12 protein-coding genes are annotated in these 15,541 nt (G+C 65.3%); 7 read left to right on the top strand and 5 right to left on the bottom strand.

All coding sequences use genetic code 11. From position 1 onward, the window contains the following. Positions 1–15: 15 nt before the first annotated feature. A complete protein-coding gene (locus AB5I84_RS12650) occupies positions 16–1,125 on the bottom strand; it encodes an S-(hydroxymethyl)glutathione dehydrogenase/class III alcohol dehydrogenase (protein WP_369456273.1) in 1,110 nt (369 codons plus the stop codon). Positions 1,126–1,254: 129 nt separating this feature from the next. Here AB5I84_RS12650 and AB5I84_RS12645 point away from each other — a divergent pair, with 129 nt between their 5' ends. Beyond that, positions 1,255–2,157, top strand: a complete 903-nt coding sequence (locus AB5I84_RS12645) for a LysR family transcriptional regulator (RefSeq protein ID WP_369456272.1) — start codon at positions 1,255–1,257, stop codon at positions 2,155–2,157. Positions 2,158–2,189: 32 nt separating this feature from the next. Here AB5I84_RS12645 and AB5I84_RS12640 read toward each other — a convergent pair whose 3' ends face one another. Next, positions 2,190–3,866 carry a 2-isopropylmalate synthase gene (locus tag AB5I84_RS12640; RefSeq protein WP_369456271.1) on the bottom strand — a complete coding sequence of 559 codons (1,677 nt, stop codon included), beginning with the start codon at positions 3,864–3,866 and terminating at the stop codon, positions 2,190–2,192. A gap of 296 nt (positions 3,867–4,162) precedes the next feature. Here AB5I84_RS12640 and AB5I84_RS12635 point away from each other — a divergent pair, with 296 nt between their 5' ends. The 3 genes from AB5I84_RS12635 (at position 4,163) to AB5I84_RS12625 (ending at position 8,069) form a co-directional block, all read left to right on the top strand. Further along, complete coding sequence (locus AB5I84_RS12635; protein ID WP_369456270.1) at positions 4,163–4,651, top strand: Lrp/AsnC family transcriptional regulator; 489 nt, start codon at positions 4,163–4,165, stop codon at positions 4,649–4,651. 86 nt (positions 4,652–4,737) lie between these two features. Continuing rightward, positions 4,738–6,756: a TonB-dependent receptor plug domain-containing protein gene (locus AB5I84_RS12630; protein ID WP_369456269.1), complete on the top strand. Its 2,019-nt coding sequence runs from the start codon at positions 4,738–4,740 to the stop codon at positions 6,754–6,756. A 26-nt stretch (positions 6,757–6,782) separates the two neighbouring features. Continuing rightward, complete coding sequence (locus tag AB5I84_RS12625; RefSeq protein WP_369456268.1) at positions 6,783–8,069, top strand: HmuY family protein; 1,287 nt, start codon at positions 6,783–6,785, stop codon at positions 8,067–8,069. Positions 8,070–8,185: 116 nt separating this feature from the next. Here AB5I84_RS12625 and AB5I84_RS12620 read toward each other — a convergent pair whose 3' ends face one another. Genes AB5I84_RS12620 through AB5I84_RS12610 form a run of 3 tightly spaced genes read right to left on the bottom strand, consistent with a single transcriptional unit; the run spans position 8,186 to position 11,959 of the window. After that, positions 8,186–9,475 carry a multicopper oxidase family protein gene (locus tag AB5I84_RS12620; protein WP_369456267.1) on the bottom strand — a complete coding sequence of 430 codons (1,290 nt, stop codon included), beginning with the start codon at positions 9,473–9,475 and terminating at the stop codon, positions 8,186–8,188. Between the two features lies 1 nt (position 9,476). Then, complete coding sequence (locus AB5I84_RS12615) at positions 9,477–11,588, bottom strand: TolC family protein (RefSeq protein ID WP_369456266.1); 2,112 nt, start codon at positions 11,586–11,588, stop codon at positions 9,477–9,479. Between the two features lie 41 nt (positions 11,589–11,629). Beyond that, positions 11,630–11,959, bottom strand: coding sequence for a hypothetical protein (locus tag AB5I84_RS12610; protein WP_369456265.1), 330 nt, complete (start codon positions 11,957–11,959; stop codon positions 11,630–11,632). 138 nt (positions 11,960–12,097) lie between these two features. Between AB5I84_RS12610 and AB5I84_RS12605 the strand changes: the two genes are divergently transcribed. The 3 genes from AB5I84_RS12605 to AB5I84_RS12595 are packed head-to-tail and all read left to right on the top strand — an operon-like array spanning position 12,098 to position 15,541. Further along, a complete protein-coding gene (locus tag AB5I84_RS12605; RefSeq protein ID WP_369456264.1) occupies positions 12,098–14,542 on the top strand; it encodes a heavy metal translocating P-type ATPase in 2,445 nt (814 codons plus the stop codon). Then, a complete protein-coding gene (cueR, locus tag AB5I84_RS12600; protein ID WP_369456263.1) occupies positions 14,539–14,967 on the top strand; it encodes a Cu(I)-responsive transcriptional regulator in 429 nt (142 codons plus the stop codon). Before AB5I84_RS12605 ends, cueR begins: the two co-directional genes overlap by 4 nt. 31 nt (positions 14,968–14,998) lie before the next feature. After that, positions 14,999–15,541 (top strand): glutathione peroxidase, encoded by a 543-nt coding sequence (locus tag AB5I84_RS12595; protein ID WP_369456262.1) that lies wholly within the window; start codon positions 14,999–15,001, stop codon positions 15,539–15,541.

Genomic DNA, 15,541 nt, shown 5'->3' with positions numbered 1-15,541 from the left:
GTAACCGAGTGCGCCTCAGAAGTGCAGTACGGTGCGAATGCTCTGGCCCGCATCGAGCAGATCGAAGGCTTCATTGATCTGTTCGAACTTCATGTCGTGGGTGATGAAGTCGTCGATGTTCAGCTCACCACGCATGTACTGGTCGACATAGCCCGGTAGCTGGCTGCGGCCCTTCACACCACCGAACGCCGAACCTTTCCACACCCGGCCGGTGACCAGCTGGAACGGACGGGTGGCGATTTCTTCGCCGGCGCCAGCGACACCGATGATGATCGACTCGCCCCAGCCCTTGTGGCAGCACTCCAGCGCCGAACGCATCACGTTAACGTTGCCGATGCACTCGAACGAGTAATCCACGCCGCCGTCGGTCATGTCGACGATCACTTCCTGGATCGAGCCGCTGTGGTCCTTGGGATTGACGAAATCGGTGGCGCCGAACTTGCGCGCCAGCTCGAACTTGTCCGGATTGATGTCGATGGCAATGATGCGCCCGGCTTTGGCCATCACCGCGCCTTGAATCACCGCCAGACCGATGGCGCCGAGGCCAAACACCGCCACCGTGTCGCCAGCCTGCACCTTAGCGGTATTGAGCACTGCACCGATGCCAGTGGTGACACCGCAGCCAAGCAGGCAGATTTTGTCCAGCGGCGCCTCCTTGGACACTTTTGCCAGCGACACTTCCGGCAGCACGGTGTACTCGGAGAAGGTAGAAGTGCCCATGTAGTGGTGCAGCATCTTGCCGTCCAGAGAAAAGCGCGAGGTACCATCCGGCATCAACCCGCGGCCCTGGGTGGCACGCACTGAACCGCACAGGTTGGTCTTGCCGGACAGGCAGAATTTGCACTGGCCGCATTCAGCGGTGTAGAGCGGAATCACATGGTCACCCGGTTGCAGGCTGGTCACGCCGGCGCCCACTTCCATCACGATGCCGGCGCCTTCATGGCCCAGCACCACCGGAAACAGGCCTTCCGGGTCTTTGCCAGACAAGGTGTAGGCGTCGGTATGGCAGACACTGGTGGCCACGATCTTGACCAGCACCTCACCGGCCTGCGGACCTTGCACATCGATCTCGGTCAGCACCAGCGGCTTGCCGGCCTCCAACGCAATGGCGGCACGTGATTTCATGAAACAGCTCCTCGCAGCAGCGCACCGGCGTACCGGCGCGCGTGGGTTTGTCAGTGCGGGCAGTGTAGATTATTGCCCCCTGCCGGATAAATACGGCTTGCGTAACAACATCATTGCCAGGGAGCAACAATGAAGCATTGGGACCGGGTGGAAGCCTTCGTCGAAGTGGTGCGACAAGGTTCGTTCTCCGCCGCCGCCCGGCGGCTGAAGGTATCGCCCTCCCACGTCAGCCGCCTGGTCAGCCAATTAGAGGCGCAGCTCGGCGTGCCGCTGCTGTACCGCACCACACGGCAAATTCGCCTCACTGAGCCGGGCGAGCTGTATCACCAGCACTGCCGCCAAGTGCTGGACGGTTTCCGCGAAGCCGAAGCGGCGCTGGCCGACCTGCACGCCAGCCCGCGCGGACTGCTGAAACTGACCGCCTCCACCACCTTCGGCGAACGCCATGTGGCACCGCTGATCAACCGTTTTATGCAGCTGCACCCACGGCTGGAAGTGCGCATGCATTTCACCAACCGCCGCGTGGCGCTGATTGAAGAAGGGTTCGATGTCGCCATCCGGCTCGGCGAACTGCAGGATTCGAGCCTGATTGCACGCCGTCTATGCGGCCGCCAGGAGCGCGTGGTGGGCAGCCCGGCGCTGTTCAACCAGCACCCCGCGCCGCAGCACCCCAACGACTTGGTGCGTTATCCGTGCCTGCTCGGTTCGTTGGACAGTTGGCGTTTTCTGATACAGGGCCAGCGGCGCGAGATCCGCGTGCGCGGCCGCCTGCAAGCCAACTCCGGGCAGACGCTGCTGGATGCCACGCTGCGCGGGCTGGGGCTGTCACAGCTGCCGGATTACTACGTCGATGAACACATCCAAGCCGGGCGACTGCGGGCGGTGCTGGAGGAATTCCGCTTTGCCGATACCGCGGTGTGGGCGGTGTACCCGCGCCACCGGCATTTGTCGCCCACCGTGCGGCAGTTGGTGGATTTCCTCGCCGAGCAATTGCCGCTGGCCATGGGCGGCAACGAAAACGGGGTGGCCTGAGCCACCCCGTTGGGTCGTTCCGCAGCGCAGCCTCAGCCGGCTTTGAACTGCGCCTGAGTGGCGGCGGTGACGCGGCCCACCGCAGACAACACCGACTGCAGTGTGGCGGAGGTGGTGTCGTCCGCCAGCGACGCCGCGCTGGTGACTTCATCGCCGACGCGCATGCGCACGCAGGCCAGCGCACGAGCATCACTGCCTTCGTTGAGCGCGAACTCGTCGTAGGCTTCCACCGACATTGCCACGCCGGTGCGCTGGGACAGCGCCGCCACCAGCGCTTCCACGCCGCCGCGACCGCGGCCTTCGATCACTTCCGAGTCGCTGGCATTGCCGACACGGATGCGCACATCCACCGCCTCGCCTTCGCGGTTCAGTTCATAGCCGAGCATTTCCCAATCCGCCGGCACGCTGAGGAAGTGGCGTTCGAACAAACCGTGGATTTCATCGGTCTGCACTTCGCGCTCTTCGTTCTCAGCGAAGCCCTGCACCACGCGGGAGAACTCGATTTGCAGCCAGCGCGGCAGGGTGATGCCGAAATCACGCTCCAACACATAGAGCACGCCGCCTTTGCCGGACTGTGAGTTGATGCGCACCACTTCTTCGTAGCGGCGCCCCAGATCACGCGGGTCGATCGGCAGGTAGGCAATTTCCCATTTGTCGCCTTCGCTGTAGGTGCTCAGGCACTTGCGGATAGCGTCCTGATGGCTGCCGGAGAACGCGGTAAACACCAGCTCGCCCACGTACGGGTGGCGCGGATGGGTGGAGATTTCCGTCACCGACTCCACCGTTTCGGCAATGCGCTTCACATCAGACAGATCCAGCAGCGGATCCACGCCCTGGCTGTACAGGTTCATCGCCATGGTGACGATGTCCATGTTGCCGGTGCGCTCGCCGTTGCCCATCAAGGTCCCTTCCACACGGTCGGCGCCGCCCATCACCGCCAGCTCGGCGGCGGCCACACCACAGCCCCGGTCGTTGTGGGTGTGCACCGAAATGCACAGGTGCTCGCGGTGGTGCAGGTGCTCGCCCATCCACTCGACCATGTCGGCGAACACGTTGGGGGTGCTCATTTCCACCGTCGCCGGCAGGTTGATCACCACCTCTTGGCCGTTCTGCGGCTGCCACACATCGATCACCGCGTTGGTGACCTCGGCCGCCACCTCCAGCTCCGTACCGGTGAAGCTTTCCGGTGAGTACTGGAACACCCACTCAGTGGCCGGGTTGGCCTGCGCGTGGCGCACCAGCGCTTCGGCGCCGGCCACGGCGATCGCCTTGATGCCGTCCACATCGAGACGGAACACCTTTTCGCGCTGCACGCGGGAGGTGGAGTTGTACAAATGCACGTTGGCTTTGCGCGCGCCCTTGAGCGCTTCAAAGCTGCGCGCGATCAGTTCTTCGCGCGCCTGGGTGAGCACCTGAATGGTGACGTCGTCCGGCACCAGGTTCTCTTCAATCAGCTTGCGTACGAAGTCGTAATCGGGCTGGGAGGCGGCCGGGAAACCGACCTCGATTTCCTTGAAGCCGACATCCACCAGTAGTTGGAACAGCACCGTTTTTTGCGCCACCGTCATCGGCTTCACCAGTGCCTGGTTGCCGTCACGCAGGTCCACGGCGCACCAGCGCGGGGATTCGGTGATGACTTGATCCGGCCAGCGGCGCTGCGGCCGGTGGATTGGGGTGAAGGGCACGTATTTGCGGTGGTCGTACGCCATGTCGGGACTGCTCCGTGGTTCAGATCAACAAACGGACCGCAGTGCGGTCCGTCTTCGAGAATGGCTTGGCAGTCATGCCAAGGGGGCCAATCTTACACCCGTTGCACTGGTGGTGCGGGCTTTCTCTCCGGGGTCTGGAGATTCCCGTGCGGGCCGGTCGGCGTTTGGCTGGCGGCACTGACGATAGGACACAGTGTAGGCGCCCCCCTGCGCAATCGGCGTGCTTATTGCGGTCGATAGCGATTTATTTTGGTGATAGATTGCCCAAACAACGCCAGACACGATGATTTATTGCCATGACCCAGCCCACCATCAAACTCGACCGCTACGACCGTCGCATTTTGGCCGCTTTACAGGCCGACGGCGGCCTCACCAACCAGCAATTGGCGGAACAGGTGGGCCTGTCGCCCTCGCCCTGCTCACGCCGGGTGCAGAAGCTGGAGGACGCCGGCGTCATCAAGGGGCGGGCGGTGCTGCTGCACCACAAAGCGCTGGGGTTGGACCTGACCATTCTGGTGCAGATCAGCATGGATCGGCACACACCGGAGCGTTTCCAGCATTTCGAGGAAACCGTAGCCGGCTACGAAGAAGTGCAGTGGTGCTATCTGATCACCGGCCAATCCGCCGACTACCTGCTCAAGGTGATGGTGCCGGACATGGACCGCTACCAGCAGTTCTTGCTCAACAAACTGACCCGCATCGACGGGGTCAGCGGCGTGCACTCCAGTTTCGTGATGCGCAAGGTGGTGGATTCCACCGCCCTGCCGCTGAATTACCTCACCTAATTCGGCGGCGGCGGCCCCGCCTAAGCTAGACATGATAATTATTATCATTAACATCCGCGTTAGCATTTGCGCGCGGAGCCCCTTCGATGTCCTCTCTTTTTTCGCCCCGGTGGTCGTTCGCGGTCACCGGTTTGGTACTGCTGTCGGCAGCGGCCTCCGCTGACACCCCCGCTACGCCCACCGACCTGTCACCGGTGGTGGTGACGGCGACCCGCACCGAACGCACCCAGCAGGACGCACCGATCCGCACCGAAGTGGTGACCCGTGCCGAACTGGATCGCACCCATGCCCGCACTCTCAAAGAAGCGATGGAGAACGTGCCCGGCGTGCAGTTGCGCGAGATCCATGGCAAATCTGGCTTCGAAGCCTCGCTGCAAGGGCTAACCTCCGACCAGTTGCTGATCCTCATCGACGGCTTGCCGATCAGTGCCAGCACCGGCTCCACCGTAGACCTGAGCCAATACGCACTCACCGAAGTCGATCGCATTGAGGTGATCAAAGGCGCGGCGTCAGCACAGTACGGCAGCGCCGCCATGGGCGGTGTCATTAACGTCATTACGCGGGTGCCGGAATCTGGCCTGCGCATCACCGCGCTGGGCGATGTGGGCAGCTACGGCACCCGCAACGACAGCGCCCGCCGCATCGACGCCAACAAGCGCCACGGACAGTTGCAGGTGGACGGCGGCAATCAAGATTGGCGCTGGAGCCTCGGTGCCGACCAGCAGCAGGACGACGGCTTCTCCGATAAACCGCTGGCATGGACCCGACGCGGGGACGCCGTTGAGCGCAGCCAGTACAGCGCCATGGCGCGCTGGCAACCGGACGGCCCGCTGCGCGCCTGGGGCGAGGTGCAGCGCTACGAAGAAGACGCCCGCCAACGCTATTTACGCTACGTGCCGTCGGTGCTGGTGCCCCAGCAAAAAGACGAACACATTCGCCGTGACCGGCTCAGTGGCGGCGCCCGCTGGAGCGCCGACAACGGCCTGTCGCTGGAAGCCAAAGGCGTCACTGAGCGCTACCGCAGCGACTCACTGGCACTGTCGCAGCACAGCTTGGTCACCCAGCGCGATGCGAAGGTGGAGCAAAGCCACCTGACTCTGCAACTGGACCTGCCGCCCTGGGCCGGCCAGCTGTGGCAAGTGGGCGTCGACCTGCATGATGAGCAGCTGTGGCAAAGCGCCAACGGCCATTCCGAGCTCAGCGTCGGCCGCGCCCAGCGCGACAGCCAGGAGCTGTTCCTGCAAAACGATGTGTTCCTGAGTGAGCGCTTGGAATTGGTGCTCGGCGCCCGCTACCAGTACGACTCCGACTTCGGCAGCCATACCGCCCCCAAGGCCGCGTTGCGCTACGACTACCTGCAGGGTGACGCTTGGCAAGGCGAAATGCGCGCCAGTGTCGGTCAGGGTTACCGGGTGCCGAACCTCAAAGAACGCCATTTCCTGTTCGACCATTCCGCGCTTGGCTACAAAGTCATCGGCCGCCCCGACCTGAAGCCGGAGTCATCCAACAGCGTGCAGCTCGGCACCAGCCTGCGCTGGCAGGACCAGCTGACGCTGGATGTGAACGCCTTCTACAACCGCATCACCGACCTGATCCAAATCGACATGAGCCAGCCGGTCACTGGTGGCGGGGGCGTGACCACCTACACCTACGAGAACATCGCTCGCGCCGCCACTTGGGGCGTGGAAACCGGCGTGCAGTGGAAGCCGCTGACACCGCTGACCGTGGGCGGCTCTTGGACCTGGACCCACACCGAAGACCTCGACACCGGCGCGCGCCTGACCCGCCGACCGCGCCACATTCTGCGCCTCAACAGCGATCTGACCCTGCCCAACCAGCGCACCACCCTGAGCCTGCGCGCCCGCGGCCAGTCGCGGGAACTGACCGACACCGGCCAAGGCGACTACTCGCCGTCTTGGTACACCTGGGATGTGCGCCTGAACCACGATGCCACCCCGGCCCTGCGTCTGTTTGCCGGCATCGACAACCTGTTCGACCGGCAGCGCAAGTTCATCGACAGCACCGACCCATCTGAAATCCCGGACTTCGGCCCCGTGGCCGGTCGTTACGTTTACCTCGGCGCCCGCTACCAATGGCAGCGCTGACCCCACCCAGCAAGGAGCACACCCCCATGCGATCGTCGATCCTGACTCTGACCCTCGGCCTCAGCGCCGCGCTGCTGGCCGGCTGCGGCAGCAGCTCCAGTTCCAACTCCACCCCGAACCCAGGCCCAGGCCCCGGTGATGGCAATCGCTTTTCCGGCTCAGCCGAATGGCGCTTTGAGCTGCCAGCCAAAGGCGACAGCCTGTGCTTCGATTTCAATGCCAACCGCGAAGTACCCGACTGCAGCGGCAACGACTGGGATTTGAAAGTACTCAGCACCGGCAGCTACGCCAGCTTCTGGACCCATAGCGGCGTCACCGCCGACGGCCAAGGCGGCGCCTTCAATGGTCCCTTCGATTACAGCTGGAGCGAACTCAGCCAGTGGCAGAACGCCACCACCGACCCCAAAGTCGGTCAGCTGCCCAGCACCCTGTATGTGGCGGATTTCGCCAAGAGCGTGTTCGTCGGCGACAACATGATCCAGAGTTCCGTGTTCGAGTACGGGCTCGGCGGTAGCAGCGACCACAACCTGTACCCCAACTACCGCGTGTTCCTGATCACCGACAACGCCTCCAACGCCGACGCGCTGTCCGGCAACGACAACAAAGTGTTCGCGCTGCAGGTGGTGGGCTATTACGGCGGCCCCAGCGGCACCGCGTCCGGCTGGCCAACGCTGCGCTGGTTCGAGCGCAGCTCTGACCAGGGCAACCAAACCCTGCGCGAAGAAACCATCGACGCGTCCAGCGAGACCCAGTGGGTGCATTTCAACCTCGACACCGGCGCCGTGGTGGATGCTCCCGAGCAAGCCGACTGGCACGTGGCATTGCGCCGCAACAGCATCAAGCTGAACGCCGGCATCTCTGGCACCGGCAACGCCGGCGGCTTCATTGGCGCCACGCCGGCAGGTTTCTATGACGCCAACGGCAAACCGGTGGCGAGCGTCTTCCGTCGCCCGAACAACGCCGACCTGACCCGCGCCGACTTGACCAACAACCAGTTCGCGGTGCCGACCAACGCCAGTGGCTGGATCAAAGACAGCGCCGAATCCCGCCTCAACAGTCCTTACCGCGGCACCTACCCGGCACCGCTCAACTTCGGCTGGTTCACCTACTACTCCACCGACGCTGCCGCGGCAGAAGCGGGCGTCGTCAAGCACATGATCAAAGCCAACCCGGACGGCGCGGCCTTGATTCGCGGTGCCGACGGCAGCAGCTACGCGCGCTTCCACCTCACCGAGGTGGCCTACAGCGACCCGCAGGTGGCCACCAGTGCGCAAACCTGGACGCTGCAATTCGAGGTGCAGCCGGCCGAGTAAGTCACCGCGCCTCACACTAAAAAAAGCCCGCAGCGGTCTACCGCTGCGGGTTTTTTGATGGCACCAAACCCAACACTGTTAGTGCGCGTTCTGACGCCACACAGTGCGCCGAACCGTCACTGCGGGCGGCGCACCAACGGCGGCGCCTGCTGCACCGCCCGCGCCACCGTCCCAGCCGGATGGCGGTAGTGTCCAGGATCGGCGGTGCTGCCTTTCGGCAACCCATCACGCACCTTCACCACCGTCATCATGCCGCCCATACCAATGGCGCCGAACTGGCCGTGACCGGCCATCATTGCCAGCGTATTGGGTGGCCCTGGCATGTGTCCGGCCTCCACGTGCTGCTGGTGCTCGATCATGCCGCCATCACCCATCGCCATGTGTCCCGGCAGCAGGCGGTCGAACTGGCCTTGCAGGTCCTGCTGCTGCACACCCACCGGGTTGGTGATCTCGTGGCCCATGGCGTTCATGGTGTGATGCGACATGTGGCAGTGGAACGCCCAGTCGCCGGCCACCGCATCGAACTCCAGATCACGGGTTTGCCCCACCGCCACGATCTCGGTGACCTCCCGCCGCCACTGCGCCGACGGCCAGCGCCCGGCTTCGTTGCCGGTCACGTCGAAGTGCACACCGTGCATGTGCATCGGATGGTTCCACATCGACAGGTTGCCAAGGCGGATGCGCACCCGCTCACCGGTGGCCGCCACCACTGGATCAATGGACGGGAACACCTTGCCGTTCATGGTCCACAGATCAAAGTCGGTCATCACTGACGGGTCCGGCCGCTCACTGCCCGGCGGCAACGCCCAGTTATGCAGCAGAAACACGTAATCGCGGTCCACCGGCGCCGGATCGCCGCCCTGCGGATGGACAATGAACATGCCCATCAGCCCGAGCGCCATCTGCGTCATTTCATTGGCGTGCGGGTGGTACATGAAGGTGCCGGCATCGCTCAGCTCGAACTCGTACACGAAGGTGGCGCCGGGCGGGATCGCCGGCTGCGTCAGCCCCGCCACGCCATCCATGCCACACGGCAAGCGCAGCCCGTGCCAATGCACCGTGGTCGGCTCCGGCAGTTTGTTGGTGACATACAGGCGCACGGTTTCACCTTGGATGGCTTCCAGCGTCGGCCCCGGCGTGCCGCCGTTGTACCCCCAACAGCGGGCCACACTGCCGGGACCGAACTCATGGCGCACTTCCTCCGCCACCAGATGGAACTCGCGCGCGCCCTTGACCCAGCGTGACGGCAAGCTCCAGCCGTTGGGCGTGATCACCGGTACTGACGGCCCCGGCGCCGCGCGACCTGCGGACGCCGGCGCAGCCACCGCCGCTGCGGTTACCGAGGACAAGGCGGCGCCGGCAGACACCCAGGCGCCCGCCGACAACAAAAAATCACGACGTTTCATCTCAATGTGCTCCCTGGTGGTGGGCAGCTGGACGGCTGTGACCGGGTTGGCCCGGCGCCGCCGGCGCTACGTGGTGTGCATGATCGGCGACGACGCCATCACCGGAGCGGGATGCGTCGTCAGCAGGATGTGGCGCGCCGCCACCGCTGTGGTGGTCGACCGCTTTGCCGGTGACTGACGCGGTCGGCTGACCGCCATCGGCCTCGGCGCTACGGCCAGGGCTGATCACAGCGGCTGGGTAGCCTGGGCTAGCAGACCGCCTGGATTGATCTGGATCGCCACCAGAGTTCAGCGGCGCCGAATGGTCGGGATGGCTGACGTGTTCGGAGCCCCCGGAATGGTTCGAGTGATCCGAATGATCCGAATGATCCGAGTGATCCGAATGGTCCGAATGATCCGAATGGTCCGAATGGTCCGAATGATCCGAATGATCCGAATGATCCGAATGATCCGAATGGTCCGAATGGTCCGAATGGTCCGAATGAGCCGGATGAGCCGGATGAGCCGAATGGGCCGAATGGTCCGAATGAGCCGAGCGATCTGAAGGGTCCGAATGATCGGCGTGATGCGCATGATCAGAATTCGAGTGACCCGCATGGTCCCCCACACCGCGCCCCGCGCCGGAGGCCGCGGCTTCAGCCTGCCCGGTCTCAGCGTGGCCAGCATGCGCCGCCCCCGCAGCCATCCCATGGCCACCGTGAGCACCGTGAGACCCGTGGCCACTATGACCAGCACTGCCTTCACCGCGCGCTTGCGCCACCGGCGCCGGCATCACGCCTGCGGTCTGCGCCACCTCCAACCGCTGGCCCACGGCAGCGGCCAATTCAAGTTGCAGGTCCCAGTAGTCCGCCAGCAGTGTGCTCCACTGCTGCCAGCCGGCCAGTTCCGCTGCGCGCGCATCGAACAGGTCGAACACCCCATCGAGCATGAAGTTGACGCGCTGTTGGCGTGCCAGCGTCACCGCTGCCAGTGCGGGCAGCATGGTGTGCTGCCATTGATCGAGCTGAGTGCGCTGACTGTCCAGCAGGCCGCTAGCCAGCTGCACCTCACGTTCAGCCGCCTCAGTGCGCGCCGCCAAGGCGATCTCGGCACGCTCCAGTTCCGCTGCCGCACGGGCGCGCGCCGCTTGGTTGCGGTGGAACAGCGGAATGCCCCACGACACCGACGGCCCGTACTGACGCCCGCCGCCTTCGGTCCACTCGTGTTCGGCGCCCAGCGACAGGTTGCCGAGCCAGCGGAACCGCTGCACTTGCTGCAACTGTTCCTGCTGCTGCACGCGTGCCTGCTGGAACCACAGCAGGTCCAACCGTGACACCAATGCCGCGCCACTCAACTCGGCAGCGGCCGGCAGCTGACCGGCCGGTTGCGGTAGCCACTCCGGCACCGTCCAGTTGCCCTGCGCCGGCAGGCCGGTGAGGGCGGCCAATTGCAGCCGCGCGCGCAGCAGTTGCTGCCCATTGCGCGCCAACGCCAGCGCTGACTGGCTACGGTCACGCTGCACCTGCGCCCACTCCAGCGGCGTCAGATTACCCGCGTCGCGATGGCGCTGTGCCACCGTCAGCCGCAGCGCCGCCAGGTCATCCGCCACCTGCTGCAACGCCTGCTGTTGCTGCGCCGCCACCAGCTGGTACCACGCGCGCTCGGTGTCCAACGCCAACGCCTGCAGGCCGAGGCTGATGCGCTGCAATGCCTGCTCATAATCACCGGCCGCCAGCCGCTGCCGTGACGGGCGCAGCAACAGTTCACTGACATTCATCGCCAAACCAACGCCGGTTTCGCGACTGGCGTCGCCATCTGGGAACAGCAACGACAACGAGAGTGTGGGGTTCTGCCATTGCGCCGCTGCCAGCACTCCGGCGGCGGCGCTGCCCAGCGCAGCACGGACTTCGCGCCCCTGGGCGCCTTGGTGCAAGGCATACATGATCGCCAGCTCGCGGCTGAGCGGGGCGGCGCCCAGCGGTTGCGGGGCGGCGGTGGGCACATTGCGCTGTGCCAACAAGTCATCGATACGGGCCGGACCATCGTCGGGCGGTGCAAGGGTGCAACCGCCGAGCGAGAGGACCAGCACCAGGGCGCCAAGCGGACGGCGCCCCACAGTGTGGGACCACACCATGGTGATTCTCCTGATCAAATTGGATGAGAAAAAGCGGCTGATCAGGCAGTCAGGCGGGGCGGACGCAGCAGGGCATCAAGGTGGGGCGTAAGCGGTTGCGGGGCTAGGCGCGCGAACGGCGCCGACACCGGGATCGAGGGCGGCAGCCACAGCGCCGCGCTGGGCAGCGGCAACTGCGCCAACATCAAGCACTGCAATTCGCATTGCAGATCGTGGCCATCGTGATGGGTCATCTGGCCGTCGTCGCAGTGGGCCATGGCGCTGTGGCCGTCGGCGGGCAGGCACAGCGGCGCGCACGGCATCGCCGCCGCACTCAGCGCCATGCCGAGCCAGATCACCGCCAGCAACTGCACTCCCAAACGACGCAGCAATGCCCGTCCCTCCATTCACGGCGCACAGTATGACGGTCGCCACCGGGCCGCGGTCAACCCCACAGTGCAGCACTTGACCTTGCCCTTAGGGGAAGGTTAATCATCGCCGGCATGCGTTGACAGCAGGAGCCCTAAGTGATGTCCGTTGAAACCCGTCTCGATATTGAAGGCATGCGCTGCGCGTCCTGCGTTGGCCATGTGGAACGCGCACTGCGCGGCGTGGCCGGCGTCGAACAAGTGGAAGTGAACCTCGCCACCGAGCAGGCCCGGGTGCAGCACGACCCCAGCACAGCGTTGACCGACCTGGTGCAGGCACTACAGCAGGCCGGCTTCCCCGCCCGCCAAGAAACCCTGCTGCTGGCGATCAGCGGCATGACCTGCGCCGGCTGTGCCGCCAAAGTGCAGCACAAGTTAGAACAGGCTCCCGGCGTGCTGGCGGCAGATGTGAACATCGCTACCCACCAGGCCCGTGTGACCGTCCTCCCCGGTACCCGTGTGGACGCCCTGGCAGCGCTGCTGGCGCCGCTCGGGTACGGGGTCGAATTGGCCACCCCGCGCGCCAAACACGACCGCGATGCCGAACAGCGCGCCGAACGCCGCCGACTTGGCCGCGACACCCTGATTGCCGCACTGCTGACGCTGCCGGTGTTCATCACCGAGATGGGCAGCCATGTGTTTCCGCCGATCGGCATCTGGATCAACATGCAGATTGGCCTCGGCGGCTACCACTTGGCGCAGTTTGTGCTGACCACGCTGGTGCTGGTCGGCCCTGGCCGCCGCTTCTTTGTCGACGGCCTGCCACGCCTGTGGCACCGCGCTCCGGACATGAACTCTCTTGTGGCACTGGGCGCCGGCGCCGCCTGGCTGTACTCCAGCGTGACCACCTTCATGCCGCACTGGCTGCCGCACGGCACCGACAACGTTTACTTCGAAGCCGCCGCCGTGATCGTGACGCTGGTGCTCTGTGGCCGCTGGCTGGAAGCGCTGGCGCGTGGCCGCACCGGCGACGCCATTCGCGCCTTGGTCAACCTGCAGCCGGCCACCGCCCGCGTTCAGCGCGATGGCCAGTGGCAGGAATTGGCGCTGGACGCGGTGCAAGTCGGCGACCTGCTGCAAGTGCGTCCGGGCGAGAAACTGGCAGTGGATGGCACGGTGGAAGACGGCGCCTCCACGGTGGACGAAGCGATGCTCACTGGCGAGCCGATGCCGGTGTCGAAACAGACCGGCGACCAGGTCGCCGCCGGCACCCTCAACCAGACCGGCACGCTGATCTACCGCGCCACCCACGTCGGCGCGGACACCGCGCTCGGACGCATCATCGACATGGTGGAAGACGCCCAAGGTGCGCGGCTGCCAGTGCAGGCGCTGGTAGACCGGGTCACGCTGTACTTCGTACCGGCAGTGCTGGCGGTGGCACTGCTCACCTTCGGCCTGTGGCTGTGGCTGGGTCCCACCCCGAGCCTCGGCTACGCGCTGGTGAATGCGGTGGCGGTGCTGATCATTGCCTGCCCCTGCGCCATGGGTCTGGCGACGCCGGTATCGGTGATGGTGGCCACCGGCCGCGCGGCCCGCATGGGCGTGCTGCTGCGCCGGGGCGACGCCTTGCAAACGCTGCGCGACGCCAAAGTGGTGGCGTTCGACAAAACCGGCACCCTGACCCAAGGGCACCCGGTACTCACCGACCTGCAACCGCTAGGCGATATTGACGCCGACACGCTGCTGGGCTGGGCCGCCAGCGCCGAGCAGGGGTCCGAGCATCCGGTGGCGAAAGCGCTCGCCGATGCGGCCCAGGCGCGCGGGTTGACGCTGGCAGCGGCCACCGACTTTGAAGCCCTCAGCGGCCACGGCATCCGCGCCACCGTGGACGGCCGCCGGCTGACACTGGGCAACCCACGCTTGATGGCCGCCGACGGCATCGAGTTGGGCAGCTTGGCTGACACCGGTGAACGCTGGGCCAACGACGGCAAGTCGCCGCTCTATATCGCGGTAGACGGCCGCGCCGCCGGCGTGGTGGCAGTGGCCGACACCGCTAAGCCCGATGCCGCCGACACCATCGCCGCGCTGCACCGTGCGGGACTGACCACAGTGATGATTTCCGGCGACAACCCGACCACCGCTGCGGCCATTGCGCGCCAACTTGGCATCGACCAGGTGCACGCCGGCGTGCTGCCGGAGGGCAAGCGCGACCTGATCCAACAGCTGCGCGCCGAGCACGGTCCGGTGATCTTCGTCGGCGATGGCATCAACGATGCCCCGGCCTTGGCCGAGGCGGATGTGGGCCTGGCGATCGGCAGCGGCACCGACATTGCCATCGAAAGTGCTGATGCGGTGCTGCTGTCAGAGCAATTGTCCGGCGTCACCCGCGCCATCGCGCTGTCCCGCGCCACGCTGCGCAACATCAGCCAGAACCTGTTCTGGGCGTTCGCCTACAACATTGCGTTGATTCCGGTGGCGGCCGGGGCGCTGTACCCGCTCACCGGCACGCTGTTGTCACCGATGTTCGCCGCCGGTGCTATGGCATTGTCGAGCGTGTTTGTACTCACCAACGCGCTGCGGCTGCGGCGGCTGGAGCCTGTGCTGTGAACATCGGCGCGGCAGCGGCCGCCGCCGGGCTGTCGGCGAAGATGATCCGCTACTACGAGCAAGCTGGGCTGATCCCGCCGGCCGCCCGCAGCAGCGCCGGCTACCGCCACTACACCGAGCAAGACGTGCAGCAGCTGCGTTTCATCCGCCGCTGCCGCACGCTGGGGTTCTCGCTGGAGGAAACCGGGGCACTGCTGACGCTGTGGCGCGACCGTCACCGGGCCAGTGCCGATGTGCGTCGCATCGCCGCCGATCACCTGTCGGCACTGAACGAACGTATCCGCCAGCTGCAAGAAATGGCCGGCGAGCTGGACCTGCTGGTGCGCGCCTGCAGCGGCAATGACGCGCCCAGCTGCCCGATCCTGAACGCGCTGGAGACGCCCGCTGCGGCGCCTCGCGACCGCAACGAAAAGCTGTCACCATGACCGCCCCCTTCATTGCTAGGAGTAGGTTGCAATGGCTTCTCTGTATGACATCCCGCTGGTCACCATCGACGGCCGCGACACCCGCTTGAATGAATACGCCGGCAAGGTGCTGCTGATCGTCAACGTCGCCTCCAAATGCGGCCTGACCCCGCAATACGAAGGCCTCGAAGCGCTGTACCGGGAAAAGAAAGACCAAGGCTTGGTGGTGCTGGGCTTCCCGGCCAACAACTTCAAGGAACAGGAACCCGGCACCGATGCCGAGATCCAGACGTTCTGCCAAACCCAGTACGACGTCAGCTTCCCGCTGTTCAGCAAGCTCTCAGTGGCCGGGGACGACCAGCACCCGCTGTACCAGGCACTGACCGCGGCACTGCCGGAGGCACAGGGTTCGGCACCGTTCCGCGAGCGCTTGGAAGGCATGGGCATTGCCACCCTGCCGGCCCCCAACGTGCTGTGGAACTTCGAGAAATTCCTGATCGGCAAGCAGGGGGATGTGGTGGCCCGCTTCGGTCCCAACATCGCTGCCGACGATGCCGCGCTGCGCGCTGCCATCGACGGTGCGCTCGCCCACTGA

Source organism: Alcanivorax sp. REN37 (genome assembly GCF_041102775.1).
Taxonomy (GTDB): domain Bacteria; phylum Pseudomonadota; class Gammaproteobacteria; order Pseudomonadales; family Alcanivoracaceae; genus Isoalcanivorax; species Isoalcanivorax beigongshangi.
This window is presented reverse-complemented; position numbering and strand designations above follow the sequence as displayed.

Coding starts and splice junctions, on each gene's coding strand:
- AB5I84_RS12630 (WP_369456269.1), top strand. CDS start 4,738: ATGTCCTCTCTTTTTTCGCCCCGGTGGTCGTTCGCGGTCACCGGTTTG.
- AB5I84_RS12650 (WP_369456273.1), bottom strand. CDS start 1,125: ATGAAATCACGTGCCGCCATTGCGTTGGAGGCCGGCAAGCCGCTGGTG.
- AB5I84_RS12605 (WP_369456264.1), top strand. CDS start 12,098: ATGTCCGTTGAAACCCGTCTCGATATTGAAGGCATGCGCTGCGCGTCC.
- AB5I84_RS12620 (WP_369456267.1), bottom strand. CDS start 9,475: ATGAAACGTCGTGATTTTTTGTTGTCGGCGGGCGCCTGGGTGTCTGCC.
- AB5I84_RS12640 (WP_369456271.1), bottom strand. CDS start 3,866: ATGGCGTACGACCACCGCAAATACGTGCCCTTCACCCCAATCCACCGG.
- AB5I84_RS12645 (WP_369456272.1), top strand. CDS start 1,255: ATGAAGCATTGGGACCGGGTGGAAGCCTTCGTCGAAGTGGTGCGACAA.
- AB5I84_RS12635 (WP_369456270.1), top strand. CDS start 4,163: ATGACCCAGCCCACCATCAAACTCGACCGCTACGACCGTCGCATTTTG.
- AB5I84_RS12625 (WP_369456268.1), top strand. CDS start 6,783: ATGCGATCGTCGATCCTGACTCTGACCCTCGGCCTCAGCGCCGCGCTG.
- AB5I84_RS12615 (WP_369456266.1), bottom strand. CDS start 11,588: ATGGTGTGGTCCCACACTGTGGGGCGCCGTCCGCTTGGCGCCCTGGTG.
- AB5I84_RS12595 (WP_369456262.1), top strand. CDS start 14,999: ATGGCTTCTCTGTATGACATCCCGCTGGTCACCATCGACGGCCGCGAC.